Genomic DNA, 19,747 nt, shown 5'->3' on the forward strand with positions numbered 1-19,747 from the left:
TGCGGCAGAATTCGCCCCTTAGTGCGGGGCTTAGGGCGCGGCGGTGGCTGTCGACCTGCGCCGGCAGAGCAGGGTCCACCGGTTTCCGGCGTCCTCCTTGGCGTAGGAAAACTGGTCCAGCGCCACCTTGGCAAGGGCAAGCCCGCGCCCGCTTCCGGACATGTCATCCGGCAGTTCAGCGGCTGCGAGGTCGATTCCGGCCGGCTTGGCGTTGTCCGTGAATTCTGCATAGAGCCGTTCCGGTTCGCATTCCACCGCCAGGACGAACCGTACTGGGTCGCTCCCGGCAGGCTGGGAGTGCTCAATGATGTTGGACGCCACCTCGATGAGCGCCGTCTCGAACCGGATACGGTCCATGGATTCAATCCCGGGTTCACCGGCCCAGACGTCCTCCAGCAGCCCATGGATCAGCTCCAGGCTTTCGGGAACGGCGGCGGCGCGCAGGCCGAACTGGCGGCTCATCAATAGGCCCCGTCCACCGAAGCGACCGGCTGCAGCACCTTGTTCAGGTTTGTCATTTCCAGGACCGCCGTGATCTGCGCCGTGGGGTTGGCCAGCCGGAGGTCGCCGCCGGCCTGCCGCGTCTTCTTCAGCCCGGTAATCAAGGCGCCCAGTCCGGACGAGTCGATGAAATCAGTGCCGGCCAGGTCAACCACCAGACGCACCGTCCCGTCGCCGATGAGCGCATCGATGTTGGCCCCCAGGTGCGGGGCGGACACCATATTGAGCCGGCCTACGGGACGGATCACGCCCACGCCGTTGGCCAGGGTTTCATTGTTGAATTCGATCACGGAAGTTCCTCTTTCTTTTTGTTGTCCAGCGACTTGTTGCCGTCCAGCCATGCATCGTAGCCGGGGTAGCGGACGGCCTCGACGACCACACTGAAGATCAGCAGGTCAAAGGCAATCCACACAAAGTTCACCGAGCTGCCCAGGAGGTCCCCCTGGCCCAGCAGCAGCCGGATGACGCCCACCAGTGCCGCCAGGACCAGGACGGCCATGGCGATCAGCTGCGGCCGGACCAGGTGCCACGGCAGCCGGTTGCGTGCCTGCAGCGTCTTGGGTGTCACGCGGAAGTCCAGGTCCCGGCCCAGGAACACGTTCCCGAACGCGGAGGTGACGGACGTGATCCAGGTGGGGAAAAGGGCCAGGGAGTACTGCTGGCCGCGCCACGTCTTCACGCCGCGCCCCACCACCCAGAACAGGATCTGGTTGACCACCAGGAAGGGGATGAGCCGGAGGAAGAACTCGTTGCTCAAGGACTGCACCGGCAGGATTCCCAGGGTGAGGTAGATGACCGGGGCAGCGATGTAGACCACTGCGGCGAATCCGGCGAGGTAGCTCCACATGGTGGCCAGGTACATCAGCCGCTGGGCCAGGCTTAGCCCCTTCTGCAGGAGCGGGTTCTCCCGGAACATGACCTGCATGGTGCCCTGCGCCCACCGGAGCCGCTGCGTCAGCATCGAGTCGAGGTCCTCGGGGGCCAGTCCGTCGGCCAGCTTTTCGTGATGGTAGGCGGATTCCCAGCCGAGGGAATGCAGCCGCATGCACGTGGCCATGTCTTCGGTGACCGAAATGGTGGCCAGCGGCATGAGTGCCTGCGCCTCGCCGGCCTTCTCGGCGTTGACCGACTCGATCAGCACGCGGACGGTTTCCACCGCTCCCAGCGGGGACCAGTCGCGTTGCGAGAGCCTGTCCAGCGCAACGTCGTCGACGACGGCGAGCGAACCGTCGACGTCGATGGTCCGGGACAGCCCCTCAATGGAATTCAGCTCCGCATGCAGCGCCGCGAAGTCTTCCGCCACCAGGTTCCTGGCCACGGCGTCCACACGCTCCTGGAACCGGTACGTGACATCGGCAATGGCCTGCCCGTCGCTCAGCTCACGCCGGACCTGCTGCAGGTCGGTGGCCACGGTGGACAGCGCGGCCGCCAGGCGCTCCTGGCCGGGGCCAAGCTGGCGTCGGGCCTTGGCCACCACCTTGTCCGCCGTCCGAAGCGCCTTGTTCAGTGCCAGCTCCGTTTCCGAGACGTACCGCATGACACCCAGCTGCATCAGCGCTTCCCGGCGGATAATCGCGTTGGAACCGCAGAAGAACGCAGCGTTCCAGCCGTCCTTGCCCTGCTGGATGGGGCCGTAGAACAGCGGCGCCTGGCTGCCGAGCGGATCATTGGGCGGGACGTTGACGAACACCTGTGGTGTCTGGACCAGGGCCATCCTGCGATCGTTGAAATAACCCAGCGTATGGTCAAGGATCCTCGGGTCCGGGATCTGGTCGGCATCCAGGATGAGCATGAACTCGCCATCGGTGGCGAGCAGCGCGTTGTTGAGGTTGCCTGCCTTGGCGTGGTGGGGACGGTTGGCCCAGTCCTCGGAACGGGTGATCCAGCCGATGCCTTCCGCTTCGGCGATGGCACGCAGTTCGGCCCGGTTGCCGTCGTCGAGGATCCAGGTCTTGTGCGGATATTCAATGTTTTTGGCGGCCCGCGCCGTCCCCATGACCAGGTCCAGCGGCTCGTTGTAGGTGGTGATGAACACGTCCACCATCAGGCCGGCCGGCGGCGGGGGCGGCGTGCCCCGCTGCCGGTAGCGCCACATGGTGACTCCGAACAACAAGGAGTCCACCAGGGAGTAGGTTTCCGCCAGGACCAGCGGGACCGCGATCCACCAGGCTTCCCAGTTGATGGAAACCATCCAGCGCCAAATGATGTAGTTCAGGCCCAGTATGGCGGTGGCCAGAACGATCAGCCTGATAGTCAGCTGCCGTGGTGTCATGGCCCGGATGTCCCCCTGGGTCCTCGTCGGTGCAGTCAGCCGCCCGTTGAGGTTCCGGCTCCGAAGTGAGACCAATGGAGCAGGACCGGCTGGCTGACCTGAGTCAGTCCAACACTATCCGCACACACGGCAGTTGGACCACGACGCCGCTGGTGACGTGGCCTGGACCTTCCGCGCCGGCCTCAACTGGCGGCGATCTCCTCCTGGGACGGACCCTCGGGCTCCGTCAGGTGCCGCTGGTGGAGTTCCTCAGCCGCCAGTTCGTACCAGGTGTGCGCCCCGAAGGAAGGGCTGCGGGTGTCAAGGTGCCGGTAAAGGGCATCGGCCAATTTGCCGAGGGCATCGTCCGACAACGCCCGGACCGTCGAGGCGGGATCCAGGTTCCCCTCGAGGTACTCGGACAGCTCCAGGCCGTCAATGGTGCGCTGCTCCCCGGCAGCTGCCGGAACTGCATCAATGTCGAAACCGGAGGCGGCGTCAGCGTCCAGGAGGGCGTTGATCTTTCCGTCCAGGGTTGCTTCTTCGCCGCCCGCCAGTCCGGCATGCTCAAGGCAGATCGGCAGTTCCGCAGGTTCGGCGAGTGTGAGCCGGAAAGCTTCGACGGCGCTCTCGCTGGATTCGGCGCCCTGCCCGCCCTCGGCCTCGCGTTCGGCGATGTGGCGCAGGTACATCAGGACTTCCGGGTCAAGATGGGACGCGCCCTGGAGGTCCACAGTGATGTCCTGCTCCGGTGCGAGCCGGCGTCCGCGGCGCATGATGTGCAGCAGCACGGGGTAATTGGCTTGGGTCAGGCAGCCGGCGACCTCTAGGGTCACACGTCCGGGGTCGATATCCACACGGACCAGCACACGCAACTTATGGTTCAAAGCTTCTCCCAATGAGACATCCAAGAGCCAGCTGCATAACTCACCTAAACCATACGATTTAGTTGCCTGCGCCACAAGCCGGCCTCAGGGCACCGGGTCATTCGCCGCCGGCCACAACTAGACTTGAAAGATGGACGAGATCACGCTGGGCACATCCGTGGCCGAACAGCTGCAGGATCTGGTCATCAGCAGCCAGGACGTCAACGCATTCCTCGCGGAACTCTGCGAGCTGTCCGCCAGTTCCTTCTCGCGCAGCCTCGGGCAGGAGGTCTCGTGCGCCGTTACCCTGAGCCGCCACCACCGCACCACAACGGCTGCCTGGAGCGACCCGGAGGCCCGCCTCTTCGACGAGATCCAGCACAACTACGGCGAGGGTCCCTGCCTCCACGCGATGTCCACGGGCACCACGGTGCTGGTCCCGGATACACGCACCGACCCTCGCTGGCCGGAATACGGCCGTGCCATTGCCTCGCTGGGGCGCCTGAGCGTACTGGGCGTCCCGCTCACCCTGGACACAGGCGCCGCCGCTGCACTGAACGTGTTCGCCCCGGCCGCGGACGTTTTCGACGCCGCGTCGATCCTGAAGGCTGAACTGTTCGCTTCGCAGGCGGAGAGGGCGCTTCGCCTTGCGGTCAGGATCGGCGTCCAGCAGCAACTGGCTGCGGACCTGCGGTCCGCCATGGAATCCCGCACCGTCATCGATCTCGCAGCAGGCATCATCATGGGCCAGAACCGCTGCTCGCAGGCGGAAGCGATGGCCATCCTCACCAGGGCGTCCAGCAGCCGGAACCAGAAGCTCCGGGTCGTGGCGGAAAAGGTTGTGGAATCATTCGCCCCGGAAACGCCATCCACGCACTTCGATAGCTAGGCCGCTCCGCCAGTTCGACGCCTAGGTAGTTCGACGCCTAGGCATTCCGCTAGGAGGCGGTCACCTCGTCCGTGGGCGGCTGCTCGGGCCAGTCGATGAACTGGCCGTACGCGTCGTGCTTTTTCAGGTAGCCGTAGATGAACGGGCAATGCGGGATGATCCGCTTCCCCGAGGAGACAACGTCGTCGAGGGCAAAATGCGCCAGCACCTTTGCCAGCCCCTGCCCGGCGAATTCCTTCGCCGTGTCGGTGTGGATGAAGTCCACATGCCCCGGTCTGTCCACGAAACGCGACTCCACTGCCAGCTTCCCGCCCACCCGCAGTTCGTAGCGGTGGAGGTCATCGTTCCGGATGGTGGTGACGTCCGGACTGAAGGTGTCTTCCGTGGATACCGTGTTCTCCGTCATGGTTCGACATTGGCACTTAAAGGCGCCTGTGGCAATGGCCCGCCGGGGGCGCCCGGCGTGCCGTTCGGCGCGGCGGCCCTGGCGGGAATCCGGCCCAGCAGGAGCACGGCCAAGGTAAAGCACACCGCTCCCCCGCCCAGCAGGGCGAGCGTCAGTCCGTTGACCGCCGCGTCGGCCACCGGGATGAACACCACCACAACGGCGGTCACCACTGCGGCGGCGGGGCGGCGGCGGGAGCGGGCCGACGCCGTCGGCCGTTCCTCCAGCCGCCCGAATACGGCGAGCACGGGCAGCAGGAGGGCGATGATGCCGAGCAGGACCAGCGGCCGCGACCACCACCATTCGGCGGTCCCGGCTGATGGCTTTGGAAAGTCTGTGAGCAGCAACAGCCCGGACATTGCAGCCAGGAGCGGCAGGTGCCACAGGTAAACGGTCATGGCCCGCCGTCCGGCCAGGCCCACCACGGCCCGCACCCACCGCGCCGAGGCCGCACCGGTGAGCGCCGGCCGGGAGAGCTGGAGCGCGGCCGCCTGCGCCGCGCCAAGGAGCAGCAGGCAGAAGTTGGGCGGGTTCAGGTTCACCAGCATGTTGCCGCGGTACAGCCCCAGGCCCGTCACCAGGCCCAGGAGGAGGTTGCTCGCCACGATGACAGCTACCAGTGTGGAGGCGCGCGGCTTTCCCGCCGGAGCGTCGGCGAGGATGAATCCCAACTGCTGGACGGCACACCACAGGAAGAGGATGTTGGCGTAGGCCAGCAGCGGCAGGGCGCCGCGGAGGCAGTCCACGGCCACCACCAGCGCGGTGAGGCCGGCCAGGGCAAGCCAGGGGGAACGCTCGTGAAGCGTTGTGAGCAGGGGAATGTTCAGCTGGGCAGCCAGGTACGCAGCAAGGAACCAGAGCGGCATTCCGGCGCCGGTGACGATCAGCTCCACCACCTGCGGTTCCACGCCGGACAGGCGGGCGGCCCACAGCCCGGCGAACATCACGGCCAACAGTGCAGCGGCCGGGCGGATGAGGCGCAGCAGCCGCGCCTGGGCGAATTCGAGGCCGGTCCCGCCACGGGCCTTGAGCCGCCGCCAGGACTGCAGCCCGGTGATGCCGCCGGCCACGAAGAAGAGCGGCATCACCATGAAAATCCAGATGATCGGTTCGAACCAGTCCTGCAGGGCCAGGGTGTTCTCGGTGGTCACGGTTCCGTCGGGGTGGAGCACGGGACTGACCATCATGGTGTGCCCCACCACCACCAGCGCCAGGCAGAAGAAGCGGGCAAGGTCGATCACGACATCGCGTGCCGGCTGCTGCGGCTGCGGAACACCCATTGCGCTCCCTACGGACACCGAACGATACTCTGCGTACTGTCCATTGTCCGCCGGGCGTCCGTCAAGGACCAGAAACCGTGCCGGCTCAGGCGGTGAGCAGCCCCAGGAGGCCGAGCACGACGGCGAGCAACGGCGTCGTGCCTTGCGTTGCGGCGGCGCGGAGGTACTTCCGCCCGCTCAGCGCCAGGACGGCGGCGGCGAGCAGCATGGATCCGCAGGACGCGAAGATGAGGGTCCAGCCGATGACCGGCTGACCGAGGAGGACCGCACCGATCCCGGCCAGCGCGCCGACGGCCAGGAACAGGTTGTAAAAGCCCTGGTTGTAGGCCAGCGGACGGGTGGTCTCGGCGTCGGCCTGCGAGGCGACGCCGAAGCGCTTCCAGGTGGCCGGCCGCGTCCACGTGACGGACTCCAGGGTGAAGATGTAGACGTGCAGCAGGCCGGCGATGAACGCAAAAACGAGGGAGGCCGGGATCATGGCTTGATCCTAGCCCCCCTCGCCGGGAGTTTTTGTCCACTTATCGCGAGCTAATGGCCCTCCAACTCCCGTTATCTGGACAAAAACTCCTACTTGGTGAGGGTGGACAGGGCTCCGGCGGCGAAGTCCCTGGCCGAGGCGTTCCACTTCCCGAGAAGTCCCTGGAGGTTCTCGCCGTCGGCGCGGTGCGGGCCGGTTTCGGCTTCCAGCGTGGCCAGGACGCCGGTGCGGAGTTCAGTGTTGAAGTTGACCTTGCCCACGTTCATGGCGGCGGCCTTAACCAGTTCCTCCGCAGGGATGCCGGAAGCGCCGTGCAGCACCAGCGGGATGTGGGTTCGCACCGCGATGTCCTGCAGCACGTCCCACCGCAGCTGCGGCTCCCCCTTGTACTTGCCGTGCACGTTGCCCACGGCCACGGCCAGCAGCTGCGCGCCGGTGCGGGCCACGAAGTCCTCCACCTGGGCGGAATCGGTCAGCCCGGCGGTGCCGGATCCTGCGTGTGCGCCCGTGGCGGTGCCGTCCGTCAACGGACCTGACGCGTCCGCACCGAAGGCGCGGTCCTCGTCGCCGGCCAGGCCGCCCAGTTCCGCTTCAATCACGACGTCGGCATGGCCTTGCGCTGCCAGCGCGGCGCGCGCTTCGCGGACCAGCGCGATGTTGTCCTCGTAGGGCAAGGAGGAACCGTCGGCGAGGACCGAATCCGCCCCCGCCGCGACGGCGTCGGCAATCACCCGGAGATCGGAAGCGTGGTCCAGCTGCACGGCGATGGGAACGCCGGCGGAGTCGGCCAGCCCGCGGAGGGCGGTAATGAGCCGCAGCCCGTTCGGTGTGGCCGCGGTTTTGGGGGCCACCAGCAGGATGGCGCCGCGTCCGGCCTCTTCGGCCGCCTCCACCACGGCCAGCGCCGTGGTGAAGTCGTAGCAGGTGAAGGCCGGAACGGCTGCGCCCTGCTGGAGGGCGGACACCACCAGGTGGTCGAGTCGGGCACGCATCAGGCGCTCAGGCCTCCCACCAGGATCCAGGCAACGAAGGTCAGGGCGAAGCCGGCCAGGCCCAGGATGGTGGTGAGGACGGTCCAGGTGCGGAGGCCGTCGGCGACGGACAAGCCGAGGTAGCGGGTCACGATCCAGAAGCCCGAGTCATTGACGTGGCTGAGTCCGAATGCGCCGAAGCCGATGGCAACAAGGATGAGCGCCGTCTGCACCGGCGAGTAGCCACCGTCGGCCACTGAGGCGGCGAGCAGGCCCGCCGTCGTAATAATGGCCACGGTGGCGGAGCCCTGCGAAGCGCGCAGGATGGCGGCGAGGATGAAGGCCATCAGGATGACGGGGAGACCTGCGGACTGCAGTCCTTCGGCCAGCGCTTTGCCGATGCCGGAAACTGTCAGGACCTTGCCGAATACGCCGCCGGCGCCGGTCACCAGGATCACGATCGCGGTGGGAGCGAGCGCGGAGTCCATGACTTCACCCGTGTGCTGCGAGGACCAGCCTCGGCGGATGCCGAGGAAGTAGTAGGCGAGGCCCAGGGCCGTCAGCAAGGCGATGAGGGGTGCGCCAACAAAAGCGGCGAGCTGGGAGCCGAAAGAGTCCTTGGGCAGGATGACCGCACCCACCGTGCCCACCATGATCATGAGGATGGGCAGGACAATCAGCGTGATGATCATGGCGGGGCTGGGGGCCGTCTTGACGGCGGTTTTGACCGATACGGCGGAGGTGCCCTGGGGTGAGTCCTGCTCGACCTCGGACTTGCCGCTACCGAAGAGCCGGAACTGCTCGGCCGTGGTGGACAGCATGCTGTATTCGCGGCGGTTCAGTTTCTTGGCCACAAAGTAGCCGAGGAAACCGACGGGGATGCAGATGAGGAGGCCAAAGATCGTGGTCCACCCGATATCGGCCTTAAGGATGCCAGCACCGCCGACGACGCCGGGGTGCGGCGGAACCACTACGTGGATTGCCAGCATGATGGCGCCAACAGGGAGGCCGATCTTGATCGGGTTCACGCCTGCAGCCTTGGAGAAGCCGTAGATGATGGGGATCAGGATGATGAATCCGACGTCGAAGAACACCGGGATGGCGAGCAGGAATGCTGCTGCCGTGAGTGCCGCGATGACCCGGCGCGGGCCCAGCAGCTGGGTGAACTTTCCGGCAAGCGCCTGCGCCCCGCCGGAGATTTCGATCATCTTTCCGAGCATGGCGCCGAGGCCTACCAGGATGGCCACGGAACCAAGCGTCCCGCCCATGCCTTCCGTGACCGTTTTGATGATGTCCGGAAGGGGGATTCCGGCGACGAGGGCTACGCCGACGCTGACGACAAGCAGGGCCAGGAAAGCGGGAATCTTGAACTTGATCACTGCCACAAGCAGCAGGGCCACGCCTGCGACTGCTATGGCCAGAAGAGCGAGAGCGCTCATTGGGTGTCTCCTTTGACAGGCCAGGACGGCTGGCCGGACGGGTGGTACGACGACGGCGGAGGGGGGACCGCCGTCGTCGGGCTTGAGTTGTTCGGAGTTTTTGTCCAGATAATGGCGCCAAATGGCGTCCGAAGTCGCGATATCTGGACAAAAACTCCGGAGGAGGGGGCGGGTGGTCAGGCGGTGCGCTTGGTGGGGGCGACAACCTTGATGACGGCGGAGTCGTCTGCCGCGGCGAGGCCCTGGGCCTGGCCCAGCAGGTAGAGCTGCTCAGCTGCTGCGGCGACGGGGGCGGCGAGGCCGGCCGCCCGGGTGGCCTTGCCCACGATGCCCATGTCCTTGACGAAGATGTCCAGGCGGCTCAGCACCTCGGCGCCGTCCTCCGTGTAGGCCTCGAGGATGCGCGGGCCGCGGTTGGAGAGCATGAACGAACCGGCGGCACCGGCTTCGAGCGCCTTGAGGGTCTTCTCCTGGTCCAGGCCGAGGGCGTCGGCCAGGGCCAGCGCCTCGGCGGCAGCGGCGATGTGCACGCCGCAGAGAAGCTGGTTGACAGTTTTGAGGGCCTGGCCGTCGCCGGGCTTGTCGCCCACGACGGTGAGGGTGGAGGCCAGCAGCTCCAGCGCGGGGCGGGCCTTTTCCCGTGCCTCCGGCGATGCGCCCACGACGATCAGCAGGTCGCCTTCACCGGCGCGCTTGGGGCCGCCGGACAGGGGTGCGTCCACCAGATCGACGCCGTATGCGGCCAGCCGGTCCACGGTGGCCGGGATGGCCTCGGTGCCCACGGTGCTGCCGAGGATCACGACGGCGCCCGGCTTGAGCACGGAGGCCACACCGTTCTCGCCGAACAGGACGTCGTTGAGCTGCTCGCCGTTGCGTACTGCCAGGAGCAGGGCGTCGGCGCCTTCGGAGGCCTTGCGTGCGGAGGCGAAGGTGCGGATCCCGGCTTCTTCGGCGAGCTTCAGCCGTGGTTCGGCGATGTCGAAGCCGTGGACGGTGAGCTGGCTGGCCAGGCGGGTGGCCATGGGCAGGCCCATGGCGCCGAGGCCCAGGACGGTGATGGTGTAGTTGCTGGTCATGGTGTTCTCCATTGAATGGGTGGTGCCGGTGGGGAGGTTTAGAAAGTGTTGCTGAGTTTGCGCGTCACCTGGGTGAGGGATTCGTCGTCGCCCACGTTGCCGGCGAAGACGATGTACGGGATGCCCTTGGCGGGACCGTCCACCGGCTCCCAGAGGGAGACAATGCCCGGGAGCATGGGCCCGCGGACAATCGCGTGCCGGATTTCCAGGCCGTGTGCTGCCACGTCCGAGGACGTAATGCCGCCCTTGGCGATGACGAAACGCGGCGGGAACGTCTTGAGCGTTCGGTTCACGACGGCGACGACGGCGGCAGACACCGTGCGCGCGATCCGCAGGCTCTCGGCGGCATCGCCGGTTTTGATCAGCAGGCGGCTGGTGTGGACAATGACGTCGCCACTCTGCAGCGCGGTGACGACGTCGGATACCACCGTTCCGATATAAGCCTCCGCCACGTCTTCAGCGGCAAGCAGCTTCTCGACGTCGATCTCGACGATCCGCGCTGCGCTGTGCTGCTTGGTGAGGTCATTGAGCTGGCGCGTGGTGACGCCGACGTGGGAGCCCACGACGATCAGGCCGCCGGCCGTGGAGGGAGTGTTGCCCGCGTAGGCCTCCTCGCCGCTGAGGGCGGGGCGGATGTCCTGGCCGATGCGGCCGCGGACGAACGGAGGACCCACGCGGTACAGCAGTTTCTTGCCGCGGCGTTCCGCTTCCTCAAGGCCCAGCGCCAGGGCACGGAAGTCGTTCTCCGTGACGATGTCGGCAACAATGGGCGTGGAGTCAGCGGCGGGTTCGATGGCGTCGGCGATTGCCTTCGCGGAGACCATGGGGTCGCCGTCCGGCCCGGCGGCGCGAATGATGTTCAGGTCCAGGACGATCACCGAATCCGCGGCAAAACGGCCCTGGGACTTCTCCTCCACATACTTGGCCATTTCGGAGTTGGCGTAGCCGAAGGTGGCGTCCTTGGCGAACTCCGTCTCGGCCACGGGGATCAGCGTTCCGGCGTCCCCGCGCATGTAGTGGACGCCCCCAATGGTGACGCGGCCGGCGTCGGGAAATGCCGGGACAATGACGACGCCGTCAGTCACCTCGCCGCTGACCGCGGCCACGGTGCCGGCGATGACGTCGGGTTCGAGCGGGTAGTGCCCGCGGAGGGTGGAGTCGCTGCGGCTGACGAACCCGAGCCGGAGCACGCCTCCTTCGGTGGCCCTTGCCGCGGTGAGCGCATTCCGGACGATTTCTTCGTTCCGCGCAGCGGCTTCGGCGGGGTCCAGGCTGCGGGTGTTGGTCAGCACGTAGACGGCGGGCTTGGTCTGGTTCTCCCGAATATGGGTGAACGCCCAGGTGAAATCGGCTACGTCCCAGCGGGTGAGGACCGGCAGGTCGGCCACGGACTGCGTTCCGGTGGGGTCGTCGTCGAGCACTACCAGCACTCGGGGGGAAGCTGCCGAGGACGCCGCTACAGCGTTGGCAACCAGCTCAGCGGGAATCTGGACCTCTGCCGGAAAGGCTGCCAGTACGTCTGCTTCAAGGGGCACTTTGCACTCCGTTGTGTATGAAATCTCTGTTGCGGGTAGGTATTTGTAAGATGTCAGACATCTAACATTTGAATGCTAGTGTGGCACAAGGCACAGGGACGCGCAAGTAGACTTGTCGGACAAATCGTCGCTCACCGCTGAACGGGGGAAAATTGGCACGTAAATCACTGGTCGGCGTGGTGGCCGATGAACTCCTGGACCGGATCATTGCCGGCGAGTTCCCTCCCGGGTCCAGCGTCCCCGGCGAACTGGAACTGAGCGCGAAGCACGAAGTCAGCCGCATGACCGTGCGGGAAGCCATGAAAACACTCGAAGCGCAGCGCATCCTGAGCGTGGAGCGGGGCCGTGGCACGTTCGTCAACCCGCTCAACCGCTGGGCGTCCCTTGAAGCCGTCCTCCGCGCGGCATCAGAAGGCGTGAATGATGCCTCTGCCGCCATCCAGCTGATTGAACTCCGCCGGATGCTGGAAACGGGCGCCTGTGAACTGGCGGCCGGCCGGATCAGCGAAGACGAAATCAGGGTCCTGCACGGGTATGTTGCCGCCATGCGCAAGGCCCATGACTCGGACAACCTGCCCGCCTTTGTGGAAGCCGACCTCGCGTTCCACGACGTCATCCTCCGCGCCTCGGAAAACGTGTTTGTGGCCGTCCTGTTTGAGCCGCTGCACCGCGTCCTGGAGAAGCGCCGGACCCAGACGTCCAAGTTCCGCGAGATCCAGGAACATGCAATCGGGCACCACCAGGCAATTGCCGAGGCGCTGGAATCGCGGGACGCCGCACGCTCGCGCAGCGCCATGGACGCCCACATGCAGCAGACGCTGGATGACCTGAAGACGTACGTGCTCGAGGCCAAGACGGCCTGAGCGGGCTAACAACCCGGGGGCTTAGCCGCCCGGGATCCTAGCTTCCTGCGGCGCGTCAGCCGCTAGGCGAGGGAGAGGAAGAGCTTCTCCAGCTCAGCCTTGTCCAGGCTCGGGTCTTCCTGCTGCATGCACTGCTGCAGGCCCGTGGCGATGATGGAGAATCCGGCCCGGTCCAGTGCGCTGGAAACAGCAGCCAGTTGCGTGACCACGCTCTTGCAGTCGCGCCCCTCTTCGATCATCCGGGTAACGGCGGCGAGCTGCCCCTGCGCGCGGCGCAGGCGGTTGATGACCGGCTTCATGTCGGCGGGATCGAGTTCCATTGCTTCCTCCTGGCTTTAGGGCTTCCCCCATCTTATACCCCCCTTGGTATTTACACCCGCCGCTGTCGTAAGAATCACAGCATCGGGCCGCCGCCGCCGGACGCGGTAAATTGCGCCCTTCGGCCCTGTTTTCGGCCTTGGGACGGGGGTCACCATGGGAAGGTGAGTACGTTCAGTATTCCTGGACCGGCGCGGACACCCTCCGCGGCGAGCACTCCGGCTCCGCACCCCTGGAACCGATACGTGGCACTGGGAGATTCCTTCACCGAGGGGTACGGCGATCCGGAACCGCGAAGCCCCGGCGGCGTCCGCGGCTGGGCAGACCGGGTTGCGGAAGAACTGAGCCTGGGCCACCAGGACTTCGCCTACGCCAACCTGGCGGTCAGGGGCCGCCTGCTCCAGCAGATCGTGGATGACCAGCTGGGGCCGGCCCTTGAACTCAAACCGGACCTGGTCACGCTTTCGGCGGGCGGCAATGACATCGTCTTCCGCGGCAGTGATCCCGACAAGCTGGCAGAGAAGCTGGACCCGGTCATCGGGCTCCTCAGCGCCACCGGAGCAACAGTGGTGCTCTTCACTGGCCCGGATTGGGGAGGGACTCCGGTATTCGGCCGTATCCGCGGCAAGGTGGCCATCTTCAACGAAAACCTGCGCAGCATAGCGGCCCGGCACGACGGCGTGGTGGCCGACCTTTGGACCCTGCGCCAGTTGGCGGCTCCGCACATGTGGGATCCCGACCGCCTCCACTTCTCTCCGCTGGGCCACCACACCATCGCAGCCTTGGTGCTGGAAGCCCTCAACGTGCCCCACACCCTGAAGCCGCTGGAACCAAAGATCCTGCCGACCAGCAGCTGGCGGCAGGCCAGAAGCAGCGATCTGGTGTGGGCCAAGGACTACCTGTTCCCCTGGGTGGTTCGCCAGGTCCGGCAACGCCCCGCGAATCTGGGCCTGAAAGCCAAACGACCGGAACCGGGCCCGGTGTTCGGACCCGGCCTGGCGCACGGGCCTTTAGCTGCAGGTTCGGAAGGCGGAGGTCCGTTCCCCACAGGTCCAGTGACCGCCGTAAAGCCCTAGTCGCGCCGCCCCCGGTCCGCTACTCTGCAGGGACGGCCCGCAGTTCCGGGTGTCAATGGAGATTATGAGGAGCGAAGTTGTCGAATCACACCTACAGCATTTCTGAAATTGTCGGAACTTCAAACGAAGGCGTGGATGCTGCCGTCCGCAACGGTATCGCCGAGGCCGCGAAGACCCTCCGCAACCTGGACTGGTTCGAGGTCAAGGAAATCCGCGGGCACCTGGAAAACGGGCAGGTGGCCGACTGGCAGGTGACCATCAAACTGGGGTTCCGGCTGGAGCGTTAGAGCCCGGACTGTTAGCGGGCGGTGTCGCCCGACGTGTTGCGGCGCCAGAGGGTGGGCGAGCCGTTGTACGCCGGGAAAATGTGGCCCTCAAATATGGTTTGACCGTCATGCGGTGCGTCCACGGGAGCCCACAGTCCGGAAGCCGGGCAGTGGGTTCCTGTGGCGCCGGCTGTGGCCACCCGTTCGCGGAGCAGTGCGATGCGCTTCATCGTTGAATCCCATCCTTGGTAGTGAAAAAGGTCTACCCCAAGGCTAGGAAAGCTCCCCCACTCCCCCAATGGGCGTTTGCCCAGAATCAGGCCTGTTCATGTGGCAGCTGCACAGCTGCGGCCGCTGTTTCCCTGTCATCGCCTTGCACCCCGGCCCCGAAGCTGCCCAGCAGGCTGAGGGAATCGGCCGACGGCGATCCCGGCTTTGCGGAAAACACCCGCAGGACCTGGTCGGGGTCGTCCGGCAGCACCAGGTTCTCAAAGTTCAGTTCCAGGTCGCCCACCACCGGATGACGGAGCCTGAGGGTGCCCGCGGAGGGCGCCGCCACGCGGTGCCCGGCCCACCATTGCCGGAAATGTTCGCTATGCACCGCCAGTTCGCCCACAAGTTGATTGGCCTGGGCATCGTTGGGGTGCCTGCCGACATCCACACGGAGGGCGCCCACGGCCTCCGCGGCCACGGATTTCCAGTCGCGGAACAGCTCGCGGGCGGACGGTTCAAGCATGAGCCAGCGGGTCAGGTTCCGCTCCCCTGCCGGCATGGCCGGGAAATCGGCAAACAGCAGGAAGGCCAGCCGGTTCCCTGCCAGGACGTCGCTCCGGCGGCCCAGGACCAGCGCGGGAACATCGCCCACGGCGCCGAGGAGCTGGCGCAGCCCCGGGCGGACGGCCTGCGCCTGAAGCGGCGGCCGCTGGGATTCCGCGCAGTTTTCGAGCAGGTCCATCATGTGCGCCTGCTCGCTGGAATCCAGGCGCAGGGCCCGTGCCACGGAATCAAGGACCGCCCTGGACGGGTGGATGTTCCGGCCCTGCTCAAGGCGCGTGTAGTAGTCCGTGCTCACGTCCGCCAGCCGGGCTATTTCCTCGCGGCGCAGCCCGGGTACCCGCCGGGCGCCGGAGGTTCCGGGCAGCCCGGCATCCTCCGGCTTCAACCGTGACCTCATGGCCTTCAGGAATTTTCCAAACTCGGCGCTCTGACCCATGCCTTCCATTGTGCACGGCTCCGGCGGCTCCGTTCTACAACGAACGTAGGACTGCCGGTCCTAGGAAAAACAGGAACAGGAATCCCTGCTGACAGGGACCGGCAAAGTGCATAGGCTCGATGCATAAGCCGCCTGAAAGCGGTTTCCGCCAGCCCCGCCGGCGCGTCCCGCACGCGACTGCCCCACCGAGCCCTACGACCGGAAGTACTGACGATGTCACAGATGAACCAAGTCACCATCCCGCAGCTAACCCTCAACAACGGAGTCCAGATCCCGCAGTTCGGCTTCGGCGTCTTCCAGGTGCCGCCGGAAGAAACGCAACGCATCGTCGAAGACGCGCTCGAAGCCGGTTACCGCCACATCGATACCGCCGCTGCCTACCGCAACGAAGCTGGCGTGGGCGCCGCCATCGCCGCCTCCGGCATTCCGCGCGAGGACATCTTCATCACCACCAAGCTCCGCAACGGCGAACAGGGCAACGCCCACGAGGCCTTCCAGAACAGCCGCAAGGCACTCGGCGTCGAGTTCGTGGACCTGTACCTGATCCACTGGCCCGTCCCGTCCCAGGGTCTCTTCACCGAGGCCTGGAAAGCGATGGAGAAGCTCTACGCCAACAGCCAGATCCGCGCCATCGGCGTGTCCAACTTCCTCGCGGAACACCTTGAGGCGCTCCTCCCTGCGGCGGACGTGGTCCCGGCCGTGAACCAGTTCGAAATCCACCCCACGTTCCAGCAGGAGGAACTGGCCGCCACCTGCCGGGAACTCGGCATTGCGGTGGAGGCCTACAGCCCCCTGGGCCAGGGCGCGGACCTGAATGCAGCGGCCGTCAAGGACCTTGCCGGCAAATACGGCGCCACTCCCGCCCAGATCGTCCTGGCGTGGCACCTCGCGCAAGGCACCATCGTCATCCCCAAGTCAGCCGATTCGGCGCGCATGCGGGAGAACCTGGGTGCCGTCGACGTCGAACTCTCCCCCGCCGAACTCAGCGAAATCACCGCCCTGGAGTCGGGCGCCCGCGCGGGCGCCGACCCCGCCGTCGCCGCCTTCAGCCAGCTCTAACCGAAAGGACCCTTCCTCATGCAGTACACCCACCTTGGCCGCTCCGGCCTTAAAGTTTCCCGCCTGTGCCTGGGCACCATGAACTTCGGGCCCCAGACCGAAGAAACGGCCGCGCACTCCATCATGGACGCCGCCCTGGAATCCGGCATCAACTTCTTCGACACTGCCAATGTCTACGGCGGCACGGGCCACCGCGGCTGGACCGAGGAAATCATCGGCCGCTGGTTCGCCCAGGGCGGCGAGCGCCGCGAACGCACGGTGCTGGCCACCAAGCTTTACGGCACCATGACGGACCGGCCCAACGAGTCCAAGCTGTCCGCCCTGAACATCAGGCGGGCGCTGGACGCGAGCCTCAAGCGCCTGCAGACGGACTACATCGACATCTACCAGTTCCACCACGTAGACCGGGACACACCCTGGGACGAGATCTGGCAGGCCATGGACGTGGCTGTCCAGCAGGGCAAGATCCTTTACGCGGGCAGCAGCAACTTTGCCGGCTGGCACATCGCCCAGGCGCAGGAATCCGCAGCCCGGCGCAACTTCACCGGCCTGGTCAGCGAGCAGTCCATCTACAACCTCCTCACCCGCAACCTGGAGCTGGAAGTCATCCCGGCCGCGCAGCAGTACGGGCTGGGGCTGATCCCGTGGTCGCCGCTGCACGGCGGCCTGCTGGGCGGCGTGCTGAAGAAGGAGCGCGACGGCGTCCGGCGCACCGAAGGGCGGGCGGCCGAAACACTGAAGAAGCACCAGGACCAGATCCGCCAGTACGAGGACCTGGCCGACGACCTCGGCCACGAACCCGGGGATGTTGCCCTCGCCTGGCTGCTGCACCAGCCTGCGGTCACCGCACCGATCGTCGGTCCCCGCACGCAGGAGCAACTCGACGCTGCCATCCGGGCCCTTGAGGTCAAACTCGACGCGGATGCCCTGAAGCGCCTCGATGACATCTTCCCCGGCCACCGCACCGCCCCGGAAGACTACGCCTGGTAAGCCTTCCTGCAACGGCTGCCTTCCTGAAACGGTCGGGATGAGTCACCGCGAAAGCGTTGAAATGCTGAAATACCGTGCCATTCGGCCACTGTGCAAACCGACTCCGATAGGAAAGACTTTTGAAATGGCACTTTCACCAGTGATTGAGCTCAATGACGGACACCGGATTCCCCAGATCGGACTGGGGACCTGGCCGTTGGACGACCAGCAGGTGGCCGCCGCCGTCGCCGAAGCAGTTGAGGCCGGATACCGGCACATCGACACTGCGGTGAAATACGGCAACGAAACGGGCGTGGGAAACGGCATCCGCTCCAGCGGCCTGGACCGGTCGGAGCTGTTCATCACCACCAAACTCGACGGCGAATTCCAAGGTCAGGACAGGGCCGTGGCGGGGCTGGACGGGTCACTAAAGCGCCTCGGACTGGACTACGTGGACCTGCTTTTGATCCATTGGCCGCTCCCCCGCCGGGACGAATTCGTCTCCACCTGGAAAACTTTTGAGCGGCTTCAGGCTGCCGGCAAAGCGCGGTCAATCGGCGTCTCCAACTTCAAGCCTGCGCACCTGGAACGGCTGATGTCCGCCAGCGATGTTGTGCCCGCCGTGAACCAGATCCAGCTCAGTCCCGCCGTGACCCGGATCGTGGATGCCGCCTACAACCGGCGGCATGGAGTTGCCACCGAGTCATACAGCCCGCTGGGTGCGGGCAATGACCTCCTGAACGCGCCAGTACTGGGAAGGATCGCCCAAAAGCATGGCCGGACCCCCGCCCAGATCGTGCTCCGCTGGCACGTAGAACAGGGCTTCGTTGTCATTCCCAAGTCGGCTCATCCGCAACGCATGAAAGAGAACCTGGACATCTTCAGCTTTGCCTTGGATGCGGACGACACAGCAGCTATCGCCACGCTGGATGGAGGTGACGAGTCCGGGGTTAATTCCGACGTTCAGGGCCACTGAAAATCGGCGCTTCAAGGAATTCACAGGTACGCCGACTGGCAGATTAATACTAAGCATGATTAGTATTGGGGTAGAAGGATGTAGCGTGCTCGGGATCCGGGCACCTCCTCAATGAAGAAGAAGGAACGATAAAATGGGTTTTTTCGCATTTCTGATTCTGGGTCTTATCGCCGGAGCAATCGCTAAGGCAATCCTCCCCGGCCGTCAGGGCGGTGGCATTTTCATCACCCTGCTCCTGGGCGTCGTAGGTGCTTTCCTCGGCGGCTGGATTGGCAGCCTGCTCTTCGGTGTCGGCATCAACGAGTTCTTCTCGCTGTCCACGTGGCTCCTGGCCATTGGCGGTGCGATCATCGTCCTGCTTGTTTACGGCATGATCACCAAGCGCACGGCCCGCTAAAGCGGAGTCCGGCCTGAGAAAACGGCCCCGGGATTTTTCCTGGGGCCGTTTTTTCATTCAAGGCCCCAGCGGGCCAGCCCGAGTACGGAACCTTCTCACAGAGCAGGAGTACAACATGAAATCCAAACTTCTCTTCGGTACTGGAATGGCAGCGGGCTTCGTCCTGGGATCCAGGTCCGGTCGCGCCGCCTATGAAAAAATCAAGGCGAGGGCAGCTGCTCTCTGGGACAGCAAACCCGTCCAGGACAAAGTCACCGCTGCAGCAGAAGCGGTCAAGGAAAAGGCGCCCGAAGTCTCCGACCAGCTAACTGAGGCTGCCCGCCGCGCAGGCACAGTCATCAGTTCCGCGGTCCACCGGGACAAGTCAACGGACGGCAGCAAAGCAAGTACTGCCACAACCGGCGTTCCCGCCACGGAGGGCGACCTGCCGGCCGGTGACTACGTTCCGTCCCACAGCACGCACCCGGAGACGGTCAACCTAGGCACCTCGGACAGCAGCGCCGCCAAGGGCGCCGCCCCGGACGTCACCAGCGATCCTGCGCTCGGTGACTCCACGGGCCAGGACTGGTCCGACGAGGGCGGCGCCACGCCTGCCGGCGCCGCCACAAACACCAACCCCGAGCGGACCTAAAACCCCGCAGGAGTCGCGCCGCCCCGCCCGGACCATTGGTTCCGGGCGGGGCGGCCTTTTTGTGCCGCAGTCCGGCCCCCACACGGGTCCGGGCCGGCCCCCACAAGGGTCCAAAGCACCTTGTCCGAGCCAGCGCGGAATTCTAGAATGTGGGTGGCTAAGCAGTCAGCCTTTGATCCCCGGTCCGGAGTGATTCATGAGCTTTCGACGTGCGGCCTGCGTTCCCCCGCGATCCGCGGCGCGATCCC

General features: G+C 65.7%; 23 protein-coding genes. 9 read left to right on the forward strand and 14 right to left on the reverse strand.

What is annotated here, in order from left to right:
• Positions 1-30 precede the first annotated feature (30 nt).
• The 4 genes from RW112_RS07860 to RW112_RS07875 form a co-directional block, all read right to left on the reverse strand.
• Complete coding sequence (locus tag RW112_RS07860; protein ID WP_317781213.1) at positions 31-462, reverse strand: ATP-binding protein; 432 nt, start codon at positions 460-462, stop codon at positions 31-33.
• Positions 462-791, reverse strand: coding sequence for an STAS domain-containing protein (locus RW112_RS07865; protein ID WP_317781214.1), 330 nt, complete (start codon positions 789-791; stop codon positions 462-464). Before RW112_RS07865 ends, RW112_RS07860 begins: the two co-directional genes overlap by 1 nt.
• Positions 788-2,773, reverse strand: a complete 1,986-nt coding sequence (locus tag RW112_RS07870; protein WP_317781215.1) for a glycosyltransferase — start codon at positions 2,771-2,773, stop codon at positions 788-790. The genes RW112_RS07865 and RW112_RS07870 overlap by 4 nt, the downstream gene beginning before the upstream one ends.
• Positions 2,774-2,955: 182 nt before the next feature.
• Complete coding sequence (locus tag RW112_RS07875; protein ID WP_317781216.1) at positions 2,956-3,639, reverse strand: hypothetical protein; 684 nt, start codon at positions 3,637-3,639, stop codon at positions 2,956-2,958.
• Between the two features lie 130 nt (positions 3,640-3,769).
• On the opposite strand from RW112_RS07875, the gene RW112_RS07880 reads away from it, so the two are divergent.
• Positions 3,770-4,507 carry a GAF and ANTAR domain-containing protein gene (locus RW112_RS07880; RefSeq protein WP_317781217.1) on the forward strand — a complete coding sequence of 246 codons (738 nt, stop codon included), beginning with the start codon at positions 3,770-3,772 and terminating at the stop codon, positions 4,505-4,507.
• 49 nt (positions 4,508-4,556) lie between these two features.
• Here the strand turns inward: RW112_RS07880 and RW112_RS07885 are convergent, their stop codons facing one another.
• The 7 genes from RW112_RS07885 to RW112_RS07915 form a co-directional block, all read right to left on the reverse strand.
• Positions 4,557-4,913, reverse strand: coding sequence for a GNAT family N-acetyltransferase (locus tag RW112_RS07885; protein ID WP_317781218.1), 357 nt, complete (start codon positions 4,911-4,913; stop codon positions 4,557-4,559).
• A complete protein-coding gene (locus RW112_RS07890) occupies positions 4,910-6,232 on the reverse strand; it encodes an acyltransferase (RefSeq protein WP_317781219.1) in 1,323 nt (440 codons plus the stop codon). Before RW112_RS07890 ends, RW112_RS07885 begins: the two co-directional genes overlap by 4 nt.
• Positions 6,233-6,317: 85 nt before the next feature.
• Positions 6,318-6,710, reverse strand: a complete 393-nt coding sequence (locus RW112_RS07895) for a DUF1304 domain-containing protein (RefSeq protein WP_317781220.1) — start codon at positions 6,708-6,710, stop codon at positions 6,318-6,320.
• A gap of 89 nt (positions 6,711-6,799) precedes the next feature.
• A complete protein-coding gene (locus RW112_RS07900) occupies positions 6,800-7,702 on the reverse strand; it encodes a class II fructose-bisphosphate aldolase (RefSeq protein WP_317781221.1) in 903 nt (300 codons plus the stop codon).
• Positions 7,702-9,120, reverse strand: coding sequence for a GntP family transporter (locus RW112_RS07905; protein ID WP_317781222.1), 1,419 nt, complete (start codon positions 9,118-9,120; stop codon positions 7,702-7,704). Before RW112_RS07905 ends, RW112_RS07900 begins: the two co-directional genes overlap by 1 nt.
• Positions 9,121-9,296: 176 nt before the next feature.
• Entirely contained in the window at positions 9,297-10,196 is a 900-nt protein-coding gene (locus RW112_RS07910; protein ID WP_317781224.1) for an NAD(P)-dependent oxidoreductase, read from the reverse strand.
• A 38-nt stretch (positions 10,197-10,234) separates the two neighbouring features.
• Entirely contained in the window at positions 10,235-11,731 is a 1,497-nt protein-coding gene (locus RW112_RS07915; RefSeq protein WP_317781225.1) for a four-carbon acid sugar kinase family protein, read from the reverse strand.
• Positions 11,732-11,883: 152 nt separating this feature from the next.
• Between RW112_RS07915 and RW112_RS07920 the strand changes: the two genes are divergently transcribed.
• Complete coding sequence (locus RW112_RS07920) at positions 11,884-12,594, forward strand: FadR/GntR family transcriptional regulator (RefSeq protein WP_305943202.1); 711 nt, start codon at positions 11,884-11,886, stop codon at positions 12,592-12,594.
• A 62-nt stretch (positions 12,595-12,656) separates the two neighbouring features.
• Here RW112_RS07920 and RW112_RS07925 read toward each other — a convergent pair whose 3' ends face one another.
• Positions 12,657-12,914, reverse strand: a complete 258-nt coding sequence (locus RW112_RS07925; RefSeq protein ID WP_055801628.1) for a metal-sensitive transcriptional regulator — start codon at positions 12,912-12,914, stop codon at positions 12,657-12,659.
• Positions 12,915-13,091: 177 nt separating this feature from the next.
• Here RW112_RS07925 and RW112_RS07930 point away from each other — a divergent pair, with 177 nt between their 5' ends.
• A complete protein-coding gene (locus RW112_RS07930; protein WP_317781590.1) occupies positions 13,092-13,988 on the forward strand; it encodes an SGNH/GDSL hydrolase family protein in 897 nt (298 codons plus the stop codon).
• Between the two features lie 77 nt (positions 13,989-14,065).
• Complete coding sequence (locus RW112_RS07935; protein WP_011690139.1) at positions 14,066-14,275, forward strand: dodecin; 210 nt, start codon at positions 14,066-14,068, stop codon at positions 14,273-14,275.
• Positions 14,276-14,286: 11 nt separating this feature from the next.
• On the opposite strand, the gene RW112_RS07940 is transcribed toward RW112_RS07935, so the two are convergent.
• Both RW112_RS07940 and RW112_RS07945 read right to left on the reverse strand, forming a co-directional pair.
• Positions 14,287-14,484: a hypothetical protein gene (locus tag RW112_RS07940; protein ID WP_317781226.1), complete on the reverse strand. Its 198-nt coding sequence runs from the start codon at positions 14,482-14,484 to the stop codon at positions 14,287-14,289.
• A gap of 86 nt (positions 14,485-14,570) precedes the next feature.
• Positions 14,571-15,467: a helix-turn-helix transcriptional regulator gene (locus RW112_RS07945; protein ID WP_317781227.1), complete on the reverse strand. Its 897-nt coding sequence runs from the start codon at positions 15,465-15,467 to the stop codon at positions 14,571-14,573.
• Between the two features lie 213 nt (positions 15,468-15,680).
• On the opposite strand from RW112_RS07945, the gene RW112_RS07950 reads away from it, so the two are divergent.
• The 5 genes from RW112_RS07950 (at position 15,681) to RW112_RS07970 (ending at position 19,499) form a co-directional block, all read left to right on the forward strand.
• Positions 15,681-16,526: an aldo/keto reductase gene (locus tag RW112_RS07950; protein WP_317781228.1), complete on the forward strand. Its 846-nt coding sequence runs from the start codon at positions 15,681-15,683 to the stop codon at positions 16,524-16,526.
• Positions 16,527-16,544: 18 nt separating this feature from the next.
• The gene (locus tag RW112_RS07955) at positions 16,545-17,516 is read left to right on the forward strand and encodes an aldo/keto reductase (protein ID WP_317781229.1); all 972 of its coding nucleotides are present in this window, start codon (positions 16,545-16,547) and stop codon (positions 17,514-17,516) included.
• A 124-nt stretch (positions 17,517-17,640) separates the two neighbouring features.
• Positions 17,641-18,471: an aldo/keto reductase gene (locus RW112_RS07960; protein ID WP_317781230.1), complete on the forward strand. Its 831-nt coding sequence runs from the start codon at positions 17,641-17,643 to the stop codon at positions 18,469-18,471.
• A 133-nt stretch (positions 18,472-18,604) separates the two neighbouring features.
• The gene (locus RW112_RS07965) at positions 18,605-18,868 is read left to right on the forward strand and encodes a GlsB/YeaQ/YmgE family stress response membrane protein (RefSeq protein WP_011690132.1); all 264 of its coding nucleotides are present in this window, start codon (positions 18,605-18,607) and stop codon (positions 18,866-18,868) included.
• A 115-nt stretch (positions 18,869-18,983) separates the two neighbouring features.
• A complete protein-coding gene (locus tag RW112_RS07970) occupies positions 18,984-19,499 on the forward strand; it encodes a hypothetical protein (protein WP_317781231.1) in 516 nt (171 codons plus the stop codon).
• Positions 19,500-19,747: the final 248 nt, after the last annotated feature.

This window comes from Arthrobacter sp. B10-11 (genome assembly GCF_033142195.1).
Taxonomy (GTDB): Bacteria; Actinomycetota; Actinomycetes; order Actinomycetales; family Micrococcaceae; genus Arthrobacter; species Arthrobacter oryzae_C.

Excerpts from the sequence above, each read along its gene's own strand:
- RW112_RS07900 (WP_317781221.1), bottom strand. The coding sequence starts at position 7,702 with ATGCGTGCCCGACTCGACCACCTGGTGGTGTCCGCCCTCCAGCAGGGC.
- RW112_RS07910 (WP_317781224.1), bottom strand. The coding sequence starts at position 10,196 with ATGACCAGCAACTACACCATCACCGTCCTGGGCCTCGGCGCCATGGGC.
- RW112_RS07955 (WP_317781229.1), top strand. The coding sequence starts at position 16,545 with ATGCAGTACACCCACCTTGGCCGCTCCGGCCTTAAAGTTTCCCGCCTG.
- RW112_RS07965 (WP_011690132.1), top strand. The coding sequence starts at position 18,605 with ATGGGTTTTTTCGCATTTCTGATTCTGGGTCTTATCGCCGGAGCAATC.
- RW112_RS07945 (WP_317781227.1), bottom strand. The coding sequence starts at position 15,467 with ATGGGTCAGAGCGCCGAGTTTGGAAAATTCCTGAAGGCCATGAGGTCA.
- RW112_RS07905 (WP_317781222.1), bottom strand. The coding sequence starts at position 9,120 with ATGAGCGCTCTCGCTCTTCTGGCCATAGCAGTCGCAGGCGTGGCCCTG.
- RW112_RS07880 (WP_317781217.1), top strand. The coding sequence starts at position 3,770 with ATGGACGAGATCACGCTGGGCACATCCGTGGCCGAACAGCTGCAGGAT.
- RW112_RS07970 (WP_317781231.1), top strand. The coding sequence starts at position 18,984 with ATGAAATCCAAACTTCTCTTCGGTACTGGAATGGCAGCGGGCTTCGTC.
- RW112_RS07860 (WP_317781213.1), bottom strand. The coding sequence starts at position 462 with ATGAGCCGCCAGTTCGGCCTGCGCGCCGCCGCCGTTCCCGAAAGCCTG.
- RW112_RS07950 (WP_317781228.1), top strand. The coding sequence starts at position 15,681 with ATGTCACAGATGAACCAAGTCACCATCCCGCAGCTAACCCTCAACAAC.
- RW112_RS07870 (WP_317781215.1), bottom strand. The coding sequence starts at position 2,773 with ATGACACCACGGCAGCTGACTATCAGGCTGATCGTTCTGGCCACCGCC.
- RW112_RS07895 (WP_317781220.1), bottom strand. The coding sequence starts at position 6,710 with ATGATCCCGGCCTCCCTCGTTTTTGCGTTCATCGCCGGCCTGCTGCAC.
- RW112_RS07960 (WP_317781230.1), top strand. The coding sequence starts at position 17,641 with ATGGCACTTTCACCAGTGATTGAGCTCAATGACGGACACCGGATTCCC.
- RW112_RS07940 (WP_317781226.1), bottom strand. The coding sequence starts at position 14,484 with ATGAAGCGCATCGCACTGCTCCGCGAACGGGTGGCCACAGCCGGCGCC.
- RW112_RS07890 (WP_317781219.1), bottom strand. The coding sequence starts at position 6,232 with ATGGGTGTTCCGCAGCCGCAGCAGCCGGCACGCGATGTCGTGATCGAC.
- RW112_RS07925 (WP_055801628.1), bottom strand. The coding sequence starts at position 12,914 with ATGGAACTCGATCCCGCCGACATGAAGCCGGTCATCAACCGCCTGCGC.
- RW112_RS07885 (WP_317781218.1), bottom strand. The coding sequence starts at position 4,913 with ATGACGGAGAACACGGTATCCACGGAAGACACCTTCAGTCCGGACGTC.